Origin of the sequence: Corynebacterium sp. LK2590 (assembly GCF_040946105.1) — a bacterium.
GTDB lineage: Bacteria > Actinomycetota > Actinomycetes > Mycobacteriales > Mycobacteriaceae > Corynebacterium.
The window spans coordinates 232441-247156 of record NZ_JAYWMH010000002.1 but is presented as its reverse complement, the minus strand read 5'-3'; the positions used below and the strand labels follow the sequence as shown (position 1 = coordinate 247156).

The window sequence follows — 14716 nt, the reverse complement described above, 5'->3', positions numbered from 1 at the left end:
GAGTGTTATTTGCCACAGTTTCGCCGAATAATGTTCTGACTCTCTAATGGGGCTTCACCGGGCGCCGTACATCCGCGCCGCGATCTCCCGGGCGGAGGCCTGCAGGTGGTCCAGGACGGCGGCACGGGTGGCATCGCCCAGCCGGCCGACCCCGAAGGTCACCGCCAGGCTGGCCGCCGGCCGCGCGAGGTGGTCCAGCACCGGCACGGCCAACGATGCCTGCCCGCGCGAGATCTCCTCCGTCTCCTCCTCCCAGCCGCGCTCGCGCACCTGGGCCAGGCGCTCCCGAAACTGGCGCAGGCTGCCCTCCTGCCCCGCCGTCGCGAAGGTGGCGCGGGCCTCCGCCTCCGGCAGGTAGGCCAGCATGACCCGCCCCGAGGCCGAGCGCAGCGCCTGCAGGCGCACGCCCACCTCGGTGACCAGGGACACCGCCCCCGGGCTGCGGACCTCGTGCAGGTAGACGACCTCCGAGCCGGCCAAGCGCGACAGATGGCCGGATCCGCTCGCCAGATTCGCGGCCTGCTCTACAAAGCGGTGGCTTAGCCGCACCAGCGGCTGCTGCGTCGTGTACGCCGAGGCCATCGCGTAGGCCGCCAGCCCCAGCCCGTAGGTCTGGTTTTCCGGCAGGTGCACCACAAAGCCCGACTCCACCAGCTCGTTGAGCAGGTGGTACGTGCTCGAGCGCGGCAGGTCCAGCTCGCTGCGGATGCGCGCGGCCGAAATCGGCACGTCAATGGTGGACAGCAGCGACAGAATCCGCAGGGCATTGTGGGCGGCGGGGACCTGAATCTTTCTCACGCGACAATTGTAGGAAATTCCCCGGCGAACTCGCGGTACAAAGCGCCTACAGTGGAAGACTATGAACACCATCAGCGACCAACCGCTCTTTGCTCCCGCCCCCGAATGGACCGGCCGCGCCGACGGCCCCGGCCCCGAACACGCCCGCTGGCACAGCGTCATCCAGCCCCTGCCGGCCGACGGCGCCGCTTCTGCTCGCGATGCCGCCGTGCTCGTCGGCTACGCCTCCGACGAAGGCGTCCTGCGCAACGGCGGCCGCCAGGGCGCAGCCGCCGGCCCGGCCGCGCTGCGTTCCGCCCTGGGCGGCCTGGCCGTCCACGATTCCTCCCCCCGCTTCGACGCCGGCACCGTGACCACCCAGCGCGACGACCTGGAAGGCTCCCAGGAAGAGCTTTCCCGCCGGGTCGCGGACATCGTCGGCAGCGGCAACCTGGCCGTGGTGCTCGGCGGCGGGCACGAAACCGCCTTCGCCACCCACCGCGGCGCCTTCCGCGGCAATGGCGAGCAGCCGCTGAAGATCGTCAACCTCGATGCCCATTTCGATCTGCGCACCGCCGACCGGGCCACCTCCGGCACGCCGTTTAAGCAGATCGCGGGGTTTGTCCAGGACGCCTGCCCCGAGCAGCCGGCCGCCTTCGACTACTCCGTCTTCGGCATCTCCGAGGCCAACAACACCGCCGTGCTATTTAACACCGCGGACGAGCTCGGCGTGGAGACCGTCCTCGACGAAGACCTCGTGGATCTCAGCCCCTCCCAGGCCGCCGGCCTGGTCGCCAAGTCCGTGCAGAACCAGCCGGCCATCCACCTGTCCATCGACCTAGACGTCCTGCCGGCCGCCGCCGCGCCGGGGGTCTCCGCCCCGGCGGCATTGGGCGTGGACTTCGCCAAAATCCGCGCGATGGCGCTGGCCGTGGCGGCCACAGGCAAGCTGCGCCTGGTCGACGTCGTCGAGCTCAACCCCGACTTCGACGTCGACGGCCGGACCGCGAAGCTGGCCGCCCGGCTCATCGCCGATATCGTGGCCGCCCACGCATCAGCCCACGCTTAAAGCCCGAAGGCTTTAAGCCCCCAGGCTTTAAGCCCCGAGCCCTAAGACCTCAAAGAGCACGTAGGCGATCGGGGTGGCCAGCACGATGGTCAGGGCCACCCGCTCGAACCAAATGGCCAGCATGTGCCAGAGCTTGATCGGGATCTTGGTCGCCAGGATGCAGGGCACCAGCGCCGAGAAGAAGATGATCGCCGAGACCGAGACCACCCCGATCACGAACTTCAGGACCAGGTTGTCCGAGTCTGCCACGGCGGTAGCCGGCAGGAACATCTCCGCCACGCCCATCGCCGAGGCCTTGCCGGCCAGCACCGGCTCCGGCAGCTGCACAATCCAGGCAAACGGGTAGAACAGGTAGCCAATCCACTCGAAGATCGGGGTGAAACGGGCCAGCAGCAGGCCGATAAGCCCGACGGACATGATCGACGGCGCGATGGCCCCCGACAACTTCAGCCCGTCCAGGAAATTCTCGCCGATGCCTTTGCGCAGCGACGGCGCCGTCGCCAGCGCCTGCAGGGCCTCGCGCCAGGCCTCCCGGAAGCGGTTGCCGTTGATGGTCCGCTCCGGATCCGGCTCGGCCGAGTGGTAATACTCGTCCGGGATCGTGCGCAGCGGCGGGAACCGGACGGTCACCGCGGTGACCAGGAACGTCACCACCAGGGTCACGGTGAAATAGATGCCCCAGATATTCATGATGTCCAGGGACTTGGCCACGATCACCATGAAGGCGGCCGAGACCGTCGAAAAGCCCGTCGCCACGATCGAGGCCTCCCGTGCGGTGTAGCCGCCGCTCTGGTAGACGCGGTCGGTGATGAGGATGCCCAGGGAATAGGAGCCGACGAAGGACGCGACGGCATCGATAGCCGAGCGCCCCGGGGTCTTCCACAGCGGGCGCATGATGGGCTGCATGAGCACGCCGACGAATTCGAGCAGGCCGTAGCCGATGAGCAGCGCCAGGAAGGCGCCGCCGATGGGGACAATCAGCCCAACCTGGACCGCAATCTTGTTCCACAGGAACGGGACCAGGTCCTCCTCGCCCAGGACCCACGGTAGTTTGTCGATGACCATCAGGAAGCTGACCACCAGCCCAACCACGTTGAGCACCGTGAAGACGGCCTGGAGCGGGCCTTGCTCCCAGTTTTTGTTGGCGATCGAGCGCCACGTGCCGTACGCGGCCAGCGCCAGAATGATCCACGGCACGACCCCGGGCAGGTACTGCTGGATGATCGTCACCAGGTGATCCAACGGGATGGACTGTTTGCCGTCGTAGGTGACGGGGAAGAAAAAGACGAAGGCGCCGATGGCGCTGTAGACGAACAGCCGCCACTTGCCGTCCACCCGAGGCAAGGGCGCGTTCTCGACCTGCTTGTCGGCAGGCGGTTGGGATTGAGTAGTCACTGCTTACTCCTGGTTCAGCGGGCCCAAGGAGCCAGGAAAAGCGCGCACGCCAGCTGAGGGCATACGGCCTTGCCCGTTCCTTGAAGCACCGGGGTGAGGTCTCCTATGCCCGCGCGACAGCCAGACGCGAGTAGAACTTAATGTAACCTATAACACTTTCAATGTCCAGTAGGTTGTCAATTACTAGACTGGGCGGTGTCCCCCGTCCCCTATCCGCGCCAAGTCCCGCACTCGAACACCGCGTTGAAACACCGCGCTAGAACACGGAGAAGAACATGACCACTATGAAGGCTATCCGCCACGTCGGCCTGCACACTTTCCCCGAGCTCAAAGACATCGAACGCCCTACTCCCGGCCCCACCGAAGTCCTGCTGAAGGTCGCCGGCTCCGGCGCCTGCCACTCCGATGTCGCCATCTTCGACGAATTCGGTGAGTCCTCCCCCGCCGTCTACCACCGGGAATTCACCCTCGGCCACGAGATCACCGGTTGGGTCGAGGAGGCCGGTTCCGCCGCAGAAGGTTTTGAAAAGGGCGACGCTTACCTCGTCTACGGCCCCCTCGGCTGCGGCCGCTGTTCCATGTGCGTGCGCGGAGATATGCTCCAGTGCCGCAACCGGGCCGCCAATACCCCCGCCGGCATCGGCCTGGGCCGCGACGGCGGCATGGCCGAGTACGTCACCGTTCCGGCGCGCAACCTGGTCCCGCTGGGCGATGCCGATCCCATCGCTGCCTCCGCCCTCGCCGATGCCGGCCTGACCCCATACCACGCCATCAAGAAGGCCCTGCCGACGCTCAACCAGGGCGGCCAGTACGTCCTCGTCATCGGCCTGGGCGGGCTGGGCCTGCTGGGCATCCAGATCCTCAAGGCCATGACGAGCGCGACGATTATCGCCACCGACACGAAGGAATCCGCCCTCCAGGAGGCCGAGCGCCTGGGCGCGGTTACCGTAGCCTCCGATGACGACGTCGTCGACAATATCCTGGCCGCCACGGGCGGCAAGGGGATCGACGCCGCTTTCGACTTCGTCGGCCTGGGCCAGACGGTATCGACCGCGATGGCCACCGTCGGGCCGGACAGCCGCGTGACGGTGGTCGGCCTGGGCAACGGCTCGCCCTACGAGTTCGCCTGGCTGACCTCGCCGCGCGAGACGGAGCTAATCTCCACCTACTGGGGCACGCTGCCCGAGCTCCACGAGCTGGTCGAGCTCTTCCGTGACGGCTACCTCGAGCCGATGTACACCACCTACCCGCTCAGCGAGGGCCTGGAGGCCTACCGCAAGCTGCAGGCCGGCGAGGTATCCGGCCGCGCCGTCATCGTCCCGCACGGCAACGCCTAGGCTAACGATGCCTCCTCGGCCGCCGCGGTCCCCCAATCAGGCAGGGGATAACCCGCAGCTTGGCCTGGGTGGACGGTAGCGGCTCGCGGGAAAAGCTCCACGCGACAACGCCCACGAGCGCGACCGCCCCACTGACCGCGAACGCGGTCTGGAAACCGTAGATATCCGCCAGCGCGCCCACCACGACCGGCCCGAAGATAGAGCCAAGGTCCATGGCCATCTGGAAGCTGGAGAGCACCTGCCCGCCGGAGCGCTCGGATCCGATGATGTCAGCCAGGGTGGCCTGCTGGGCGGGGTTGATGAAGCCGGCCGCGGCGCCGGTGAGCACCGAGAAGCCAATCAGCAGCGGCAGCGAGTCCGCGTGCCCCAGCAGCCAGGTAAAAACGGCCGATCCGCACAGGCCGGCCAGGATCATCGGGCGCCGGCCAAAGGTGTCGGCCCAGCGTCCGGAGAACTGCAGGACCACGGCGTTACCGGCCGCAAATGCCGCCAGCGCGTAACCCGCGGCGGCGGAGCTGTTGGCAAAGACCGCGGCAGCAAAGAGCGGGATGACCGAAACGCGCACGCCCATATTCACCCAGCCGTGGGCGAAGCTGGAGGTCAGCGCGGCCCGAAAGGCGGTGTCCTGCCAGGCCTGTGCAAGGTGCATCGGCGGCAGGCTGGACTTTGTATTGCCCGTCCCCGCCGAGCGCGGCATCAGCCACCAGACCACGCCGGCGGCCAGCGCCACGCCGAGGCCATAAATGAAAAACGGCCAGCGGAAGCCCAAAAACGCCAGCCCGGCGCCTAAAAGCGGCCCGGCGATATTGCCCAGCAGGAAGGCGGTCCCGTACAGCGCCGAGCACCGGCCGCGGATCTGCGCCGGCGACAGGCTCACGATGAGCCCCATGGCCGAGACCGTAAACATGGTCGAGCCAATCCCCGCCAAAAAGCGCAGCGCGATGATATGCCAGTACGCCTGCGCCAGCGAGACCAAGCCCGTCATCACCGCCACGGTCAGAAGGCCGGTCAGGTAGATGCGCCGGGATCCTATCCGGTTGACCAGGTAACCCGAGGCCGGGGCAAAAAGCAGCCGGGAGGCGGAAAAAATCGACACGACCAGGCCCGCCGCAGCCATCGAGACGTCGAAGCTCACCACGAACTGCGGCAACAGTGGCGCGATGAGCCCGTAGCCCAGCGCGATAATGAAGGCAGCAGCCACGAGCACCCAGATCTGCCGCGGAATGGCTGGAGTGGCTGGGCTGGGCTGCGAGGAATCTGGCGCGGTATCTGACATGGTAAATCCCTAGCTTAGCCGGTGCCCCCAAATCCGCCAGCCAGATTCGCACATGCGTTCTAATTCGCGCGAGGCTATGTCCCCACGGGCCGCTAGCTTTTAAGGCATGAAGAACACGAACTACCGCCCCCAGCCCACCGCCGCCTCGACCATCTCCCCCAGCCGCTTGGCCTCCGAAATCCAGTTCACCGCCTGGGAGGACGCCCGGGCGGTAACCAGCATCATGCGCCACCCGCGTTCCCTGGCTCGTCCGCTGGCGAACTGGCGTCCACCGTCGGTCTCCCTGCCACCGGTGGCCGGCAGCCCCGGGCTCAACGTGGCGATCACGCGCCACCGCGTCGGCCCGCGCGCCAAAGCCCGTGCTAAGGGCTACGGCGCCGAGCGCGAGCCCGCCTACGTGGTCTCCTTGCGCTTTACCCACGCCGGCGGCGACTTCGTCGACAGCACTACCGCGGAGGCCTGGGTCCGCGCCGTCATCGACAAAGAGCTTATCGATGCCGTCCACGAGCTCAGCTCCGGCACCGCCCACACCTTCATCTGGCTCGTCGACCGCGACTTCCAGCCGGTGCATTCCCCCATCTCGCTCTTCGCCGGCTTCGACCAGGCCGCCTAGGCGCGGTGAGGTTTAGCGCCCGGTCTGGAGGGTGTGCCGCTGATAGGCCCGCATCTGTTCGCGGGCCCGCTCGGCCTCGTCCGGCGCGCGCAGCAACCCGCCCAGGCGCTCCACGTTGCCGCCGTAGCTCAAGCGCAGCTGCAGCGCGGCAGGCAGCGTACGCAAGAGCACCCCGGCCAGTAGCAGACAGAAAATCTTGTCAATCGTATCCGAGGTCAGCACCTGCATAACCGTGGAAAACCCCTGGTGCCGGGACAGCAGGAAATAGAAATCGGTTAGGTGCCGCAGCCCCGCGGCGTTGGTCTCGGGCTGCGGCCACAGCCGGGGCGGACAGGAAGCCAGCGCGGTGGTAAGTCCAATCAGCCAGCCGGCGGCCAGGATGCGCAGGACCGAGCTGCACCACTGACGCTTGGCGGCCCAGCCGAACAGCACCCCGGCCAGGGCCCCGACGGACGCGAAAGCCAGATCTCCCGGCGCCCCCAGCGCCATGACCGCGCCGCTAGCGGCCCCAGTGGCCATCCCCAGCAGCGGTCCGCCCACGATGGCGGCTATACCGGTACCGATACTGTCGAAATAAAACGGCAGTTCCCAGGCCCGGAAAAGCCAGCCAATCAGCACGTTGACCGCCACCGCGCAGGGAAACAACTTGAAGACTGTCCCCGGCAGCTCGTCAACCCGGGCCAACAGCAGCAGGGCCGCGGCGACAACCACCCCGAGCCACATCAACAGCGCCGGGGTGCTGGCGAAAATCCCCTCCGCCAGCAAGCTGGAAGGGTATTTAATGCCCGCGGCCCACACGGCGATTAACAACGCGGTGGCGAGGCCAACGAAAACCTTCCGCCACTTCACCCGCGATCCTTGAACGGGGAGGTGCATTAGTCTTCGCCGGTGGTGTCCTCGTAGTCGGCGAAATCGGCATCGTCGACGTCTTCGCCGAAGATGTCGTAGACATCCGGCTCATCAAATTCGCCCGCGTCGAAGGAGACCAGCTGGGCCTCCCAGTCAAGCGCCTGCTCGGAGACCAAGCCCAGCACGTCGAAGAGGCGGTCAAAGTCGGTGTAGGTGCCCAACTCTAGGGTCTCGGCCGGCACCTCGATGATCGGCGCGCCTTCGGCCAGCTCGCCGCTTTCAAACAGCGCGATCCGGTCTTCCTCCACGATGCCGTCGGCCTCGCCCTGGTCCCAGGCTTCCGAGATGGCCTCGTCCTCGGCGGCGTCGAGCTCGTCCTCGTCGAAGTCGAAGGCCAGGAAACGCACGATCGCCTGCGGGATGCCGTCTACGGTCTCCACGAGCACGCGCAGCTCGGAGTCCTCGCCTACCTCGGCGACCACCAGGTTCGGGTTAAAGGAGTCCTGCTCGAATTCCAGGTCGGAAATCCGCTCGTCGGTACCTTCGATGAGATCCCGCAGCACCGTGACCACCTGGTCGGTGGCGATGTGGCGGGCGACCGCCTCGGTCGCGTCCTCTACCGAAAACGCCACCGAGACCAGCACTGCCTCGAAGTTTTCGTCATCCTCGTCGACGTCCGCGGCAGCAATGTAGACGTTGGCAGCGGGCAGCAGCGGGTCGATCTCCACGAACTGGATCTCCAGCTCCGCGGTGATCGGGACGAACAAGACGTCGTCGTTGACCCGGGATTCAATTCCTTCGGCGTCCAAGGCAATTGCGATATCTTCGAAAAAGCTCATGTTCAGCAATCCGTCCTTGTGTTTAGGCAGTGGTGCACCGGCCCTAGCCTACCGCTAATCGGGCTCGCTCGTGATGAATCCCAGTTCCGCCAGCAGCTCCGGGCGGCCGGCACCCCATTCCAGCATGGAATAGTCCTCCCAAGCCCGGCGCTGCTCGGCCTTCGGATCGTGGTCCACCCGCGGCGGGATATCGTAAACCTGCGTCGCGCGCAGCTCGGCTTCTTCGGATTCTTCGGATTCTTGCGCGCCTTCCACCCGGTAGCGCGGCCAGCTGGGCGCCGGCTCCGACTCCCAAATGAACCGTGCCCAGTGATCCTGCATCAACTCCGTCATCGACTCCCCCGCGTCCCCGTTGCCCAGCTTGGTCACCAGCGACATCCGCGAGGATTTCGGATCCCCGAAGACGTTGGCCAGCTCCAGCGAGTGCACCGCGCCGAGCCCCAGCCAGCGCAGCGCCATCGGCGTGTAGTCGTAGCGGTACATCCACGTCGGGTAGCGCTCCGCGTGGGCCTCGGCGGCGCGGACGGTGGGCGCCCAGAACAGGGCATCGGAAAGCAGGTCGGCGAAATCCCGCCGGCCCTCGGCCCGCCCGTAGGCGTCCACCACCCGTTCGGCGTTGCGCTCGTCGAAGGACCGTAGCAGCCGCAGCCCGGCGCGGGCGCGGGAATCCTCCCGCTGGAACAGGTACTTGGCAAAACTGGTCTCGCCCGAGTTGGTCCCCACCAGCAGCGGAACCCCCGCTTGCCTCCCCTTCTCAAAGGCTTCCAGCGGGTGTGCGGGCAGCACGTCCTCGTCGACCGTCGGCGCGTAACAGGAATTCAGGTGCAGCAACTCCCCGGCGCGCCACATCATCGACTGCCCAGCGCGGACCAGGTCCGGCCACTCCTCGGCGCGCAGCTCATCGATGCCGCTTCCCCTCGGCAAGGCCAGACGCTTGACCAGCTCGCGGGCCCACAGCGTCGACTGCGCGCGGGAATGAATCAGCCCGATGGGCGGCGACTGGGCGATGGCCTTGTGGAAGAGCCCCTGCGCCGCCGGGCTCGTCATGAGGGTAAGCACCGCGGCCGCCCCGGCGGACTCGCCCATCAGCGTGATGTTGTCCGGATCGCCGCCGAACTGGGCGATATTGTCCCGCACCCACTCCAGCGCCAGGAGCTGGTCCAGCACCGCCGGGTTGGCCACGCACTCGCCCGGCAGGCTGCGCATATCCAGGTAGCCCAGCGCGCCGAGGCGGAAGTTAATAGAAACGTAGACGACGTTCATCGACTGCGCCAGGTGGAAACCGCGCAGCATCAGCATGTGCGACGAGCCCATGATGAAGGACCCTCCGTGCAGGTAGACCACCACCGGCAGCCGCTGCGTGCCCGTCGGCCGCACCACGTCCAGGTTCAGGCAGTCTTCGCTGCCGATGACCCTCTCAGTCCACGAATACGTCGGCTGCGGCGCCACCTCGCCGAAGTCCCGGCATTCGCGCACGCCTTCCCAGGCCGCCACCGGCTCGGGGGCACAAAACCGCCCGGTGAGCGCGGTGTCCTTGCCGAACGGGATCCCCTTCCAGGAGCTGACGTCGAGGCCTTCGTCGTCGTGCTCGCGCTTGCCGTGGACCCAGCCGGCGGCCGTCCGGATGGCCAGCCCGTCGCCGGGGTGGGCGTGCGCGGCCGCCTGGGCTTCGGCGGCGCGGGCATGGGCGGCTGCCGCTTGCCGGCGCGCGGCAGCGACTGATTCTTCTTCCCACTCCTCGTCCCAGGGCCCCATGGATTCCAGCGTAGTAAGCTCGCGTCGGGTTTGCGCAACCTTGCGCACGCTTGACGATGCCCCACCACACTTTCCCCTAGAGTGGTATAGGACCTATTTATCGGAGGAGACGAAACGTGTTTGGAATTGGTAAGAAAAACAAAGAAGACAACGGCGCGGTAGCTACCGTCACCCCGGAAGAGGCCGCGGACAACCTGCAGCGCTACGACATTGATCCGGACAACGCCGACAAGTGGACGGCCACTCTGCTCAAGTCTTTAGATAAGGCCGTCAAGATCCAGGCCGGCACCATCGTCAAATACGTCGAGTCGGTCAAGAAGCGCAATCCGAACGCCACGCCGGAACAGATCCAGGCGATTATCGACAAGCACTTCCGCAACATCACCACGGGCACGGGCGCCGGGGCCGGCGCGGCCGCCTCCGTTCCGGGCGTCGGCTTTTTCACCGGCGCGGCCGCCATCGGGGCGGATTCGCTCGTTTTCTTAGAGGCCGCGGCCTGGTACATCCTGGCCTCCGCGCACCTGCGGGGCATCGATGTCAGCAACGAGGAGCAGAGGCGCGCGCTCGTGCTGTTGGTGCTGACCGGTTCCAAGGGCTCGGCGCTCGTCGACACCATCGTCGGCGACCTGGGCCAGGGGGCGAGCCTGTCGAGCGCGGCATCGCTGACGCGTTTTTCCGCCCCTACCCTGTCCGGGATGAACGCGCGCCTGGGCAAGCTCTTTACCAAGCAGATCACCAAGCGCTTCAAATGGGCCTGGGTGTCCAAGCTAATGCCGCTCGGAATCGGCGCGTTTTTGGGCTCCGTGGCCAACCGCAAGCTGGCCCGTCAGGTCATCGAACACGCCCACACCAACCTCGATCCGCTGCCCGCGATCACCAATTAAGAAGCAGGATTGTCAGCCAGCTGTTGACCCGTATCATTGGGAACGGACCACTTTGCTGGGGGCATTACCCCCGCCGTGGATGTTTACCACTAAAGTTGATGTGACTACCCGACAAAGCTAAAGGAAAAGAGGCGAGCACCTGCCGTGAGCAAGTCGAATATATTCGGCCCCAACGCGTGGCTGATTGACGAACAGTTCCAGCAGTATTCCCAGGATCCATCCTCCGTAGATAAGGAATGGCGGGAGTTTTTCGAGGCCAACGGCGCCCCCAAAAAGTCGGCTGACGCTGGCAAATCCGGGTCGACCCAGCCGAAGAAGGACAAGCCGGCGAAGGCGCCCAAGGAATCTGAAGGCACGACTGCTAAGACCAAGCAGAACGTCCGCGAGACTGAGGTCTCCAAGGGTGTAAAGAAGGCGCAGAAGGAATCCGCCAAGGCCAACACTCCGGCTAAGGAAAAGGCCCCGACTTCACCCCTGGATCGCATCGGCGCTACCCCCGAACCGGGCCAGAAGCCGCTGAAGGGTACCTTCAAGGCCATCGCCAAGAACATGGACGAGTCCCTGGAGATCCCGACCGCAACCACCGTGCGCGACATGCCGGTCAAGCTCATGTGGGAAAACCGCTCCATGATCAACGACCACCTCAAGCGCACCCGCGGTGGCAAGATCTCCTTTACTCACATCATCGGCTACGCCCTGGTTAAGGCCACCCAGATCCACCCGGCCATGAACGTGCGCTACGAGGTCTCCGACGGCAAGCCGACCGTCGTCCAGCCCGAGCACATCAACTTGGGCCTGGCCATCGACCTGCCGCAGAAGGATGGCTCCCGCGCGCTGGTCGTCGCCGCCATCAAGGAATGTGAAAACAAGGGCTTTTCCGAGTTCGTCGACGCCTACGAGGACATCGTCACCCGTTCCCGCAACGGCAAGCTGACGATGGACGACTTCTCCGGCGTGACCATCAACCTGACCAACCCGGGCGGCATCGGCACGCGCCACTCCATCGCCCGCCTGACCAAGGGCTCCGGCTCCATCATCGGTGTCGGCTCCATGGACTACCCGGCCGAGTTCGCCGGCGCTTCCGCCGACCGCCTGGCGGACCTGGGCGTGGGCCGTCTGGTCACGCTGACCTCCACCTACGACCACCGCGTCATCCAGGGCGCGGAGTCCGGTGAGTTCCTGCGCACCATCGGCCAGCTGCTGGTCGACGACAAGTTCTGGGACGAGCTCTTCGCCGAGATGGGCGTTCCCTACCAGCCGTTCCGCTGGGCCCAGGACGTCCCGAACTCCGGCGTGGACAAGAACACCCGCGTCATGCAGCTCATCGAGGCCTACCGTTCCCGCGGCCACCTGCTGGCCGACGTCAACCCGCTGGGCTGGCACCAGCCGGGCCTGCCGTCGCCGGATCACCGCGACCTGGACATGGCCACCCACGGCCTGACCATCTGGGACCTGGACCGCACCTTCAACGTCGGTGGCTTCGGCGGCAAGGAGTCCATGACGCTGCGCGAGGTCCTGTCCCGCCTGCGTTCGGCCTACACCCTGAAGGTCGGCTCCGAGTACGCCCACATCCTCGATCGCGACGAGCGCGGCTGGCTGCAAGATCGCCTCGAGGACGGCATGCCCAAGCCGACCAATGCCGAGCAGAAGTACATCCTGCAGAAGGTCAACGCCGCCGAGGCTTTCGAGAACTTCCTGCAGACCAAGTACGTCGGCCAGAAGCGCTTCTCCCTGGAGGGCGCCGAGTCCCTCATCCCGCTGATGGACTCCATCATCGACACCGCCGCCGGCCAGGGCCTGGACGAGGTCGTCATCGGCATGCCGCACCGCGGCCGCCTGAACGTCCTGTTCAACATCGTGGGCAAGCCGCTGGCCGAGCTCTTCGAAGAGTTCGACGGCAACTACCGCGGCGGCCAGCTGGGCGGCTCTGGCGACGTTAAGTACCACCTGGGCGCCAGCGGCGAGCACCTCCAGATGTTCGGCGACGGCGAGATTAAGGTCTCCCTGACCGCCAACCCGTCCCACCTGGAGGCCGTCGACCCGGTGCTGGTCGGTATGGCCCGCGCCAAGCAGGACATCATCGACCAGGGCGACGAGGGCTACTCCGTCGTCCCGCTGATGCTGCACGGCGATGCCTCCTTCACCGGCCTGGGTGTGGTCCAGGAGACCATCAACCTGTCCAACCTGCGCGGCTACACCGTCGGCGGCACCATCCACATCGTGGTCAACAACCAGATTGGTTTCACCACCACCCCGGACTCCGGCCGCTCGACCCACTACGCCACCGACCTGGCCAAGGGCTTCGACTGCCCGGTCTTCCACGTCAACGGCGACGACCCGGAGGCCGTCGTCTGGGTCGGCCAGCTGGCTACCGAGTACCGCCGCCAGTTCGGCAAGGACGTCTTCATCGACCTCATCTGCTACCGCCTGCGCGGCCACAACGAGGCCGACGACCCGTCGATGACCCAGCCGGTTCTCTACGACCTCATCAACGACCACAAGGGCGTGCGCGAGTCCTACACCGAGGACCTCATCGGCCGTGGCGATCTCTCGGCGGAAGACGCCGAGGCCGCCGCCCGCGACTTCCACGACCAGATGGAGTCCGTGTTCACCGAGGTCAAGGAAGCCGAAAAGACCGGCCCGCAGGAACAGACCGGTATTACCTCGTCCCAGGAGCTGACCCGCGGTCTGGATACCTCCATCACCGCCGAGGAGATGAACGAGCTGGGCCAGGCCTTCGTCAACCCGCCGGAGGGCTTCGACCTGCACAAGCGCGTGTCCAAGGTCGCCAAGGAGCGGGCCAAGACCGCGCAGGAAGGCGGCATCGACTGGGCCTGGGGCGAGCTGCTCGCCTTCGGCTCCCTGGCAAACTCCGGCAAGGTCATCCGTATCGCCGGTGAGGATACCCGCCGCGGTACCTTCACCCAGCGCCACGCAGTCCTGTTCGACCCGGAGACCGGCCAGGAGTACAACCCGCTCAACCACCTGGCCGACGCCAAGGGCAACGGCGGCAAGTTCCTCATCTACAACTCCGCCCTGACCGAGTACGCCGGCATGGGCTTCGAGTACGGCTACTCCCTGGGCAACCAGGACGCCCTGGTGGCCTGGGAGGCCCAGTTCGGCGACTTCGCCAACGGCGCGCAGACCATCATCGATGAGTACGTCGCCTCCGGCGAGGCCAAGTGGGGCCAGACCTCCTCGCTCGTGCTGCTGCTGCCGCACGGCTACGAGGGCCAGGGCCCGGACCACTCCTCCGCCCGTATCGAGCGCTACCTGCAGCTGTGCGCTGAGGGCTCGATGACCGTGGCGCAGCCGACCACCCCGGCCAACCACTTCCACCTGCTGCGCCGCCAGGCACTGGGCACGATGAAGCGTCCGCTGGTCGTTTTCACCCCGAAGTCCATGCTGCGTAACAAGCAGGCGACCTCGGCGGTGGAGGACTTCACCGAGGTGACCTCCTTCCGCTCGGTCATCAACGACCCGAACCAGGTCGACCACGACGGCAAGGTTGTCGGCGACCCGGACAAGGTCAAGACCATCATGCTCTGCTCCGGCAAGATCTACTACGACCTGGAGAAGAAGCGGGAGAAGGACGGCCGCGACGACATCGCCATCGTGCGCGTCGAGATGCTGCACCCGATCCCGTTCAACCGCCTGCGCGAGGCCTTCGAGACCTACCCGAACGCCACCCAGGTGCGCTTCGTCCAGGACGAGCCGGCCAACCAGGGCCCGTGGCCGTTCTACAACGAGCACCTGCGCGAGCTGATTCCGGACATGCCGGAACTGGTCCGCGTGTCCCGCCGCGCGCAGTCCTCGACTGCCACCGGCGTGTCCAAGGTCCACCAGCTCGAGCAGAAGAACCTGCTCGATGAGGCCTTCGACGTCTAGACCGCGCTCTAGGCACGCCGACTAGCCGGCCCGC

General features: G+C 66.2%; 11 protein-coding genes. 5 read left to right on the top strand and 6 right to left on the bottom strand.

Going from position 1 to position 14716, the window contains the following annotated elements; translation table 11 throughout:
* Window positions 1-54 precede the first annotated feature (54 nt).
* Window positions 55-798: an IclR family transcriptional regulator gene (locus VVR85_RS03825; RefSeq protein WP_368519629.1), complete on the bottom strand. Its 744-nt coding sequence runs from the start codon at window positions 796-798 to the stop codon at window positions 55-57.
* A gap of 61 nt (window positions 799-859) precedes the next feature.
* Here VVR85_RS03825 and hutG point away from each other — a divergent pair, with 61 nt between their 5' ends.
* Entirely contained in the window at window positions 860-1846 is a 987-nt protein-coding gene (gene hutG, locus VVR85_RS03820) for a formimidoylglutamase (RefSeq protein WP_368519628.1), read from the top strand.
* 27 nt (window positions 1847-1873) lie between these two features.
* Here hutG and VVR85_RS03815 read toward each other — a convergent pair whose 3' ends face one another.
* On the bottom strand, window positions 1874-3190 hold the full coding sequence (locus tag VVR85_RS03815) for a YjiH family protein (RefSeq protein ID WP_409338179.1): 1317 nt from the start codon (window positions 3188-3190) through the stop codon (window positions 1874-1876).
* A 326-nt stretch (window positions 3191-3516) separates the two neighbouring features.
* Here VVR85_RS03815 and VVR85_RS03810 point away from each other — a divergent pair, with 326 nt between their 5' ends.
* The gene (locus tag VVR85_RS03810) at window positions 3517-4578 is read left to right on the top strand and encodes an alcohol dehydrogenase catalytic domain-containing protein (protein ID WP_368519626.1); all 1062 of its coding nucleotides are present in this window, start codon (window positions 3517-3519) and stop codon (window positions 4576-4578) included.
* A gap of 1 nt (window position 4579) precedes the next feature.
* On the opposite strand, the gene VVR85_RS03805 is transcribed toward VVR85_RS03810, so the two are convergent.
* Window positions 4580-5854 carry an MFS transporter gene (locus tag VVR85_RS03805; RefSeq protein ID WP_368519625.1) on the bottom strand — a complete coding sequence of 425 codons (1275 nt, stop codon included), beginning with the start codon at window positions 5852-5854 and terminating at the stop codon, window positions 4580-4582.
* Between the two features lie 106 nt (window positions 5855-5960).
* On the opposite strand from VVR85_RS03805, the gene VVR85_RS03800 reads away from it, so the two are divergent.
* Complete coding sequence (locus VVR85_RS03800) at window positions 5961-6467, top strand: hypothetical protein (RefSeq protein ID WP_368519624.1); 507 nt, start codon at window positions 5961-5963, stop codon at window positions 6465-6467.
* Between the two features lie 12 nt (window positions 6468-6479).
* Here the strand turns inward: VVR85_RS03800 and VVR85_RS03795 are convergent, their stop codons facing one another.
* From VVR85_RS03795 to VVR85_RS03785, 3 genes are read right to left on the bottom strand one after another with little or no spacing between them, the layout of a single operon-like run.
* Window positions 6480-7316, bottom strand: a complete 837-nt coding sequence (locus VVR85_RS03795) for a hypothetical protein (RefSeq protein WP_368519623.1) — start codon at window positions 7314-7316, stop codon at window positions 6480-6482.
* A 26-nt stretch (window positions 7317-7342) separates the two neighbouring features.
* Window positions 7343-8155: a DNA primase gene (locus VVR85_RS03790; RefSeq protein ID WP_368519622.1), complete on the bottom strand. Its 813-nt coding sequence runs from the start codon at window positions 8153-8155 to the stop codon at window positions 7343-7345.
* Between the two features lie 54 nt (window positions 8156-8209).
* On the bottom strand, window positions 8210-9910 hold the full coding sequence (locus VVR85_RS03785; RefSeq protein ID WP_368519621.1) for a carboxylesterase/lipase family protein: 1701 nt from the start codon (window positions 9908-9910) through the stop codon (window positions 8210-8212).
* A gap of 116 nt (window positions 9911-10026) precedes the next feature.
* Here VVR85_RS03785 and VVR85_RS03780 point away from each other — a divergent pair, with 116 nt between their 5' ends.
* Both VVR85_RS03780 and VVR85_RS03775 read left to right on the top strand, forming a co-directional pair.
* A complete protein-coding gene (locus tag VVR85_RS03780) occupies window positions 10027-10794 on the top strand; it encodes a hypothetical protein (protein ID WP_368519620.1) in 768 nt (255 codons plus the stop codon).
* Window positions 10795-10938: 144 nt separating this feature from the next.
* Window positions 10939-14682, top strand: a complete 3744-nt coding sequence (locus VVR85_RS03775) for a multifunctional oxoglutarate decarboxylase/oxoglutarate dehydrogenase thiamine pyrophosphate-binding subunit/dihydrolipoyllysine-residue succinyltransferase subunit (protein ID WP_368519619.1) — start codon at window positions 10939-10941, stop codon at window positions 14680-14682.
* The last annotated feature ends 34 nt before the right edge of the window (window positions 14683-14716 follow it).

Coding starts and splice junctions, on each gene's coding strand:
- VVR85_RS03805 (WP_368519625.1), bottom strand. CDS start 5,854: ATGTCAGATACCGCGCCAGATTCCTCGCAGCCCAGCCCAGCCACTCCA.
- VVR85_RS03790 (WP_368519622.1), bottom strand. CDS start 8,155: ATGAGCTTTTTCGAAGATATCGCAATTGCCTTGGACGCCGAAGGAATT.
- VVR85_RS03810 (WP_368519626.1), top strand. CDS start 3,517: ATGACCACTATGAAGGCTATCCGCCACGTCGGCCTGCACACTTTCCCC.
- VVR85_RS03800 (WP_368519624.1), top strand. CDS start 5,961: ATGAAGAACACGAACTACCGCCCCCAGCCCACCGCCGCCTCGACCATC.
- VVR85_RS03785 (WP_368519621.1), bottom strand. CDS start 9,910: ATGGGGCCCTGGGACGAGGAGTGGGAAGAAGAATCAGTCGCTGCCGCG.
- hutG (WP_368519628.1), top strand. CDS start 860: ATGAACACCATCAGCGACCAACCGCTCTTTGCTCCCGCCCCCGAATGG.